Source organism: Pseudonocardia sp. EV170527-09, assembly GCF_008369905.1.
Classification (GTDB): domain Bacteria; phylum Actinomycetota; class Actinomycetes; order Mycobacteriales; family Pseudonocardiaceae; genus Pseudonocardia.
The window spans coordinates 1-6,693 of sequence record NZ_VRMC01000150.1 but is presented as its reverse complement, the minus strand read 5'-3'; the positions used below and the strand labels follow the sequence as shown (position 1 = coordinate 6,693).

6 protein-coding genes are annotated in these 6,693 nt (G+C 74.0%); 4 read left to right on the top strand and 2 right to left on the bottom strand.

What is annotated here, in order from left to right; all coding sequences use genetic code 11:
- The 4 genes from FVA95_RS26945 to FVA95_RS26930 form a co-directional block, all read left to right on the top strand.
- Window positions 1-392 (top strand): transposase (locus FVA95_RS26945; protein ID WP_193564389.1); only part of this gene is annotated, 392 nt, incomplete at its 5' end.
- Window positions 361-1,368, top strand: a complete 1,008-nt coding sequence (locus FVA95_RS26940; RefSeq protein WP_240051760.1) for an ABC transporter permease — start codon at window positions 361-363, stop codon at window positions 1,366-1,368. The genes FVA95_RS26945 and FVA95_RS26940, both read left to right, overlap by 32 nt.
- On the top strand, window positions 1,365-2,255 hold the full coding sequence (locus FVA95_RS26935; protein ID WP_149666623.1) for an ABC transporter permease: 891 nt from the start codon (window positions 1,365-1,367) through the stop codon (window positions 2,253-2,255). The genes FVA95_RS26940 and FVA95_RS26935 overlap by 4 nt, the downstream gene beginning before the upstream one ends.
- The gene (locus tag FVA95_RS26930) at window positions 2,252-3,880 is read left to right on the top strand and encodes an ABC transporter ATP-binding protein (RefSeq protein ID WP_149666622.1); all 1,629 of its coding nucleotides are present in this window, start codon (window positions 2,252-2,254) and stop codon (window positions 3,878-3,880) included. The genes FVA95_RS26935 and FVA95_RS26930 overlap by 4 nt, the downstream gene beginning before the upstream one ends.
- Window positions 3,881-3,984: 104 nt before the next feature.
- Here FVA95_RS26930 and FVA95_RS26925 read toward each other — a convergent pair whose 3' ends face one another.
- Both FVA95_RS26925 and FVA95_RS26920 read right to left on the bottom strand, forming a co-directional pair.
- Window positions 3,985-5,391 (bottom strand): LLM class flavin-dependent oxidoreductase, encoded by a 1,407-nt coding sequence (locus FVA95_RS26925; protein WP_149666621.1) that lies wholly within the window; start codon window positions 5,389-5,391, stop codon window positions 3,985-3,987.
- Window positions 5,388-6,611 carry an acyl-CoA dehydrogenase family protein gene (locus FVA95_RS26920; protein ID WP_149666620.1) on the bottom strand — a complete coding sequence of 408 codons (1,224 nt, stop codon included), beginning with the start codon at window positions 6,609-6,611 and terminating at the stop codon, window positions 5,388-5,390. The genes FVA95_RS26925 and FVA95_RS26920 overlap by 4 nt, the downstream gene beginning before the upstream one ends.
- Window positions 6,612-6,693 lie beyond the last annotated feature (82 nt).

Genomic DNA, 6,693 nt, shown 5'->3' with positions numbered 1-6,693 from the left:
GAGCTATTTACACCGCGTCCACCGCCGATGCCGCTGCAGCCGCGCTGGATGATCTCGATGACGAGTGGGGGCGAGCCCATCCGGCGATGATACGTTTGTGGCGTAACGCCTGGACCGAGTTCGTGCCGTTCCTCGACTACGACATCGAGGTCCGGAGGGTGATCTGTACGACGAACGTGATCGAATCGTTGAACGCCCGCTACCGGCGAGCGGTCCGAGCGCGAGGGCATTTCCCCAGCGAGCAGGCCGCGATGAAATGTCTGTACCTTGTCACCCGCAGCCTCGACCCGACCGGACGAGGCCACACCCGATGGATGATGCGCTGGAAGCCAGTCCTCAACGCCTTCGCCATCACTTTCGGTGACCGCTGGCCGGGCGCCGAGCACTACTGACAACATCGCCGGAACCACCGTTCTCGTTACAGACCCCCGGCTGCCGTCGGCGGTCGCGGTGCTGTTCCTCGCCTCGGTGCTGATCTTCGGTCTGCTGCGCCTGGTCCCCGGCGACCCGGCGACCACGCTCGCCGGGCCGGACGCCTCGCCCGAGGTGGTCGAGACGATCCGGGTCTCGCTCGGGCTCGACCGGCCGGTGTGGGAGCAGTACGTGCTGTGGCTGGGGAACGTCCTCACCGGTGACCTCGGCCGCTCGTACCTGATCGGCGGTGAGATCGGCACCCTGGTGGCGGCCGGCCTGGTCAACACGCTCTGGCTGGCCGGCGCCGCGCTCGTCCTGGCCGTGGGGCTGTCGCTGGTCGTCGGGGTCGCGGCCGTGCTGTCGCGGGCCCGGTGGGTCGACACCGTCGTCACCGGGTTCACCACGCTGGCGCTCGCGGTCCCGACGTTCGTCTCCGGTGTGGTGCTGGTGCTGCTGTTCGCGGTCGCCTTCCCGGTGCTGCCCTCCGGCGGGACCCCGCCCGGCGGGTTCCTCGCCCGTCCCGACCTGACATGGCAGTACCTGCTGCTGCCGGCGGTGTGCCTGGCCCTGCCGGTCGCCGGCGCGCTGTCGCGGTTCGTCGTGGAGTCGCTGCGCACCGAGCTCGCGCAGCCCTACGTGCTGACCGCCCGCGCGCTCGGCGTGCCCCGCCGGCGTCTGGTGCTCGCCCACGCCCTGCCCGCCGCGCTGCCCACGGTCGCCACCGTGCTGGGGCTGCAGGTCGGCAACCTGCTCGGCGGCGCAGTCCTGGTCGAGCTGATCTTCACCTGGCCCGGGCTCGGTCAGCTGATCGAGCAGGGCATCAGCCGCCGCGACTACCCGGTGGTGCAGGTCCTGCTGCTGCTGTCGGTCGCGGTGTTCGTCGCCGTCCAGCTGGTCACCGACATCCTGCACGCCGCGCTGGACCCGCGGGTGCGGATCGGAGGGAACGCATGACCGTCACCGCCCCCAGCGAGATCCTCCCGGCGAGGACGGCCGCGCCGGCCCGGCCCGGTCCCGCCCGCCGCCGGCACGCGCTGTCGGCGTTGTACCGCGGGCGCGGGCTGGTCGGGACGGTGCTCGTCGGCGTCGTCGTGCTCGCCGGTCTCGCCGCACCACTGCTCGCGCCGTACGACCCGTTGGCGCAGATCCCGGGCGCGAACCTGCTGCCCGCGTCCGGTGCGCACTGGCTGGGCACCGACGAGGTGAACCGCGACGTGTTCAGCCGGACGCTGTACGGCATCCTCGCCAACCTGTCGATCATCGCGGTCGCGGTGCCGCTCGGGGCGGTCACCGGTGGCCTGGTCGGTCTGGTGTCGAGCCTGTCGGCGGCCGTCGACGTCGTCGCACAGCGGGTGCTCGACGTGCTGCTCGCGTTCCCGGTGCTGATCCTCGGGATCGCACTGGCCGCGGTCCTCGGGCCGGGCACGACGGCGGTGGTCGTGGTGATCGTCCTCGCCGAGATCCCGATCTTCGGGCGGCTCGTGCGGGGTGCCGCGCTGCGGGTGCGGGAGATGCCCTACGTCGAGGCGGCCACCGTGGTCGGGGCCGGGCGCTGGTGGGTGCTGCGCCGCCACGTGCTGCCGGGCGCCGCCGAGCCCGCCGGTGTGCAGGTCGCGGTGTCGTTGTCCGTCGCCGTCTTCGTGGAGGGGGCCATGAGCTTCATCGGGATCGGGGTCCGGCCACCGGACCCCTCGCTCGGGTCGATCGTCGCCGACTCGGTGCTGTACCTCGACGTCAACCCGGCGATGGCGCTCGGCCCGCTGGCCGTGGTCACGATGCTGACGCTGGGCTTCCTGCTCGTCGCCCAGGCTCTCGCGGCGGGTCGGCGGGTGGCCGGATGAGCACCGTGCTGAGCGTGCGGGACCTGCGGATCTCCTTCGGTGACGCGGTCGCCGTCGACGGCGTCGACCTCACGGTGCGCCGCGGGGAGGTCGTCGCGCTGGTCGGGGAGTCGGGGTCGGGCAAGACGCTGACGGCCCGGTCGGTGCTCGGCCTGCTCCCCGACGCAGCGACGGCGTCCGGCTCGGTCGAGCTCGCCGGGGACTCCGTCCTCGGCGCACCCGAGGAGGTGCTGGACCGGGTCCGCGGGACCCGCGCCGCGATGGTGTTCCAGGAACCGCAGACCGCGCTGAACCCGGTGCGCACGGTCGGCTGGCAGCTCGTCGAGGCGATCCGGGCGCACGCCCGGGTGCCGCGCGCGCAGGCCCGCCGCCGGGCGGTGGAGTTGCTGCGGCTGGTCGACCTGCCCGAGCCCGAGCGCCGCGTGCGGTCCTACCCGCACCAGCTCTCCGGCGGCCAGAAGCAGCGCGTCGTGATCGCCCTGGCGCTGGCCGGGGAGCCGGACCTGCTGCTGGCCGACGAGCCGACGACCGCGCTCGACGTCACCGTGCAGGCGCGGATCCTGGAGCTGCTGCGCGACCTGCGCGACCGCACCGGCGTGGGCGTCCTGCTGGTGACCCACAACATGGGCGTCGTCGCCGAGCTCGCCGACCGCGTCGTGGTGCTGCACCGCGGCCGGGTGGTGGAGCAGCGCTCCGTCGCGGACCTGTTCGACGGGCCGGCGACCGACTACACGCGGACTCTGCTCGCAGCGGTGCCGACGCTCGCCGACCGGCCGCGGGGGAGCGCCGTCGCGGCGGTGCCGCAGGCCACCGACGTCCCCGCGCCGCGCGACCCGGAGGGGCCGGTGCCGGTGCTGTCGCTGCAGGACCTGTCGGTGGTGCACCCGGCCCGGCGCGGCCGGCCCGCGTTCCGGGCCGTGCACGCCGTGAGCCTGGACGTGGCGCCCGGCGAGGTCGTCGGGCTCGTGGGCGAGTCCGGGTCGGGCAAGACCACGATCGGTCGGGCAGCGGCCGGGCTGCTCCCGCCGGCGCAGGGCCGGGTGCTGCTCGACGGCACCGACCTGGCCGGGCCGTCGCGCTCCGGGCTGCGCCGGATGCGTCGCGGGCTGGCGATGGTGCACCAGGACCCGGCGGCGTCGCTGGACCCGCGCCGGTCCGTGGAGGACTCGGTCGCCGAGCCGCTGCGGGTGCACGGCGCCCGGCCCGGCCCGGAGCTGCGCTCCCGGGTGGGCGAGCTGCTGGAGTCGGTCCGCCTGCCACGGGAGTTCGCGACCCGCCGGCCCGGCGAGCTGTCGGGCGGGCAGCGCCAGCGGGTCGTGCTGGCCCGGGCACTGTCGCTGTCGCCGCGGCTGCTGATCGCCGACGAGCCGACCAGCGCGCTGGACGTGTCGGTGCAGGCCGAGGTGCTGGAGCTGTTCGCGTCGCTGCAGCGCGAGCTGGGGTTCGCCTGCCTGTTCGTCAGCCACGACCTCGCGGTCGTCGACCGGGTCTCCGACCGCGTCGCTGTCCTGCGGGCGGGGGAGGTGGTCGAACTCGGCACGCCGGCCCAGGTGTTCGGGACCCCGCGGCACGACTACACCCGCCGCCTCGTCGACACCGTGCCCCGCGTCCCCGCCCGGATCTGACACCCCGCCCCGCACGAGCGGACCGGTCGTCCGGCAGGGTCCGTACGACCGGTCCGCTCGTGCAGTGGGGAGCAGGACCGCGGGTCCGGGTCCGGGAACCGGGGTCAGGCGGGGGCGGCGCCCCGGCGCCGGGCGTGGACGGCCGCGGGATGGTCGGCACGGACCCGTGCCTGGCCTGCACCCTGCAGGTGCTCGCGCAGGGTCGCGCCCTCCGGGGCCTCGGCGAGGACCCCCCGCCGGCGCAGCTCGGGCACCACGTGCTCCACGACGTCGGTGAAGGTGCCGGGGGTGACCGCGTAGGCGAGGTTGAAGCCGTCGACGTCGGCGATCTCGGCCCAGCGCTCCAGCTCGTCGGCGACCGTCTGCGGCCCGCCCACGACGACGGCGCCCATCCCGCCGATCCCGATGTGCTCGGCGATCGCCCGCGGCGTCCACTCCCGTGTCGGATCGGCGGTGGTGAACAGCTCGACCGCACTGCGGATGGCCTCGGTCTCGGCGAACCGCAGCGGCTCGTCGGGGTCCATCGTGGACAGGTCCAGGCCGGACCAGCCACCGTAGAGGGTGAGGGCGCCTTCCAGGCTCACGTACTGCGCGAGGTCGGCGTAGCGCTCGCGGGCCTGCTCGTCGGTGGCGCCGGTGACCACGGTGACCATCGTGAAGACCTTCACCGCACGGGGATCGCGGCCCTGCTCGGCGGTCTGCCTGCGCAGCTCGGCGACCCGCGGGGCCAGTGTCTCCGGGGTCGGGGAGATGACGAAGACGCCCTCGGCGTGCCGGGCGGCGAACGTCGTGCCGCGCGCGGAGGCCCCTGCCTGGAAGATCGTCGGTGTGCGCTGCGGGGAGGGCTCGGTCAGGCCGATGCCCGGCACGTCGAAGAACTCGCCGTGGTGGGCGATCGGACGGACCTTCGCCGGGTCGGTGTAGACGCCCTTGTCCCGGTCGAGCAGCACCGCGTCGTTGTCCCAGGACGCCTCCCACAGCTGGTAGCAGACCTCCATGAACTCGTCGGCGACGTCGTAGCGTCGGTCGTGCGGCACCTGCTTCTCCAGGCCGAGGTTGCGGGCCGCGGACTCCAGGTAGGAGGTGACGACGTTCCACGCGACCCGGCCCCGGGTGTAGTGGTCCAGGGTGGAGAAGCGCCGGGCGAGCGCGTAGGGCTTCTCGTAGGTCAGCGACACGGTGATCCCGAAGCCGAGCCGCTCGGTGACCGCTGCCATCGCGGACACGGCCAGGGTCGGGTCGCCGACGGGGACCTGCACGCCGTCGCGGATCGCCGGTTCGGGGCCGTCGCGGTAGACGTCGTAGAGGCCGACGACGTCGGCGATGAACAGGCTGGTGAACCCGCCGCGCTCCAGCAGCTGCGCCAGTTCGGTCCAGTAGCGCAGGTCGTGGAAGGTGTGCGAGCGGTCCTGCGGGTGGCGCCACAGGCCGGGTGACTGGTGCCCGGCGCACGTCATGTCGAAGGCGTTCAGATGGATGCGGCGCGGTGCCGGGGTGATCGCGCGGCTCATCGCTTGCCGGCGCTCCAGGCGTAGGGCAGGTCGGTGCCGTTGAGCACGTGGTCCCCGACCGACTGCAGCTTGTAGATCAGCGGGTTGTGCACCGAGATCACCCGGGCGTTGCGCCAGTGCCGGTCCAGCCGCAGCTTCTCCGAGGTCACGGAGGCACCGCCGACCTCGAACAGCTGGGTGGTCGCGTCGAGCACCGCGGGGATGATCGTGGCCTGGGCGTGGGCGACGTCGAGCTCGACCCGGTCGAGCAGCTCCGGGTCCTCCCCGCCCGCGGCGAGCAGTGTGTCGAGCTGCTCGGCGATGGCCAGCACCAGGGCGCGCGAGGACCAGGCGGCCGCGGACAGCCGCCCGATGACCTGCTGGACGAGCGGGTCGTGGCGGGGCAGGTCGGCCGGGGCGTGGGTGAAGGTGCGGGTGCGCTCGCGGACCCAGGCGCTGACGTCGTCGGTGGCGCGCCGGGCGATCCCGGCGAGCACGGCGAGCTGGACGAGCTGCAGGTAGGAGGTGCCCCAGCCGCGGCCCTCGGTGCCGTACCCGGGTCCGAGGACCCGCTCGCGGGGGACGGCGACGCCGTGGAACTCGGTGGTGCCGCTGGCGGTGAGGCGCTGCCCGAAGCCGTCCCAGTCGTCGTGCTGCACGACGCCCTCGGCGTCGCCGTCGACGAGCACGGACACGCGCTGCCCGTCGAGGTCGGCGGCGACCAGGATCTGGTCGGCGTAGAGGCTGCCGGTCGAGTAGTACTTGGTGCCGTCGAGGCGGTAGCCGTCGCCGTCGGGGGTCAGGGCGGTGCGGTACCGGTCGATCGCGCCGACGCCGGGCTCGGTGATGGCGTTGCCGACGAGCCGCCCCTCGGCGACGGCCGCCAGCCGGGCGTCGCGGTCCGGGCCCGGGGCGGCGAGCAGCAGGTCGTCGACGTACCACCAGTGCACGCGCAGCGCCTGCGGCAGGTTCGACTCGGCGGCGGCGAGGTCGACGAGCAGCCGGAACTGCTGGCGCACGGTGGCGCCGTAGCCGCCGAGCTCCACGGGCAGCCGCAGGGCGCCGAAGCGCTCCGCACGCAGCGCGGCCACCTCGTCGTGGGCCAGGGTGCGGCCCTGCTCACGGGCGACCGCGCCCTCGGCGATGCGGGCGAACACCGGCGCGAAGACGGCGTCGAGCTGCTCGTCGGTCCAGGCAGCCCGGCCGTCGGTGCCGGTCGGGGCGGGCGAGGTCGTGGTCATGGGAGGTCCCTAAGGTCGTGGGTGTTCGGGGTTGGTGCCCCGGATGCCCGGGACGACGGGGTGTGGCTGATGAGGTGTTGTC

Bases quoted from the DNA above. Each gene is read 5' to 3' on its own strand.
- FVA95_RS26935 (WP_149666623.1), top strand. From the start codon at position 1,365: ATGACCGTCACCGCCCCCAGCGAGATCCTCCCGGCGAGGACGGCCGCG.
- FVA95_RS26920 (WP_149666620.1), bottom strand. From the start codon at position 6,611: ATGACCACGACCTCGCCCGCCCCGACCGGCACCGACGGCCGGGCTGCC.
- FVA95_RS26930 (WP_149666622.1), top strand. From the start codon at position 2,252: ATGAGCACCGTGCTGAGCGTGCGGGACCTGCGGATCTCCTTCGGTGAC.
- FVA95_RS26925 (WP_149666621.1), bottom strand. From the start codon at position 5,391: ATGAGCCGCGCGATCACCCCGGCACCGCGCCGCATCCATCTGAACGCC.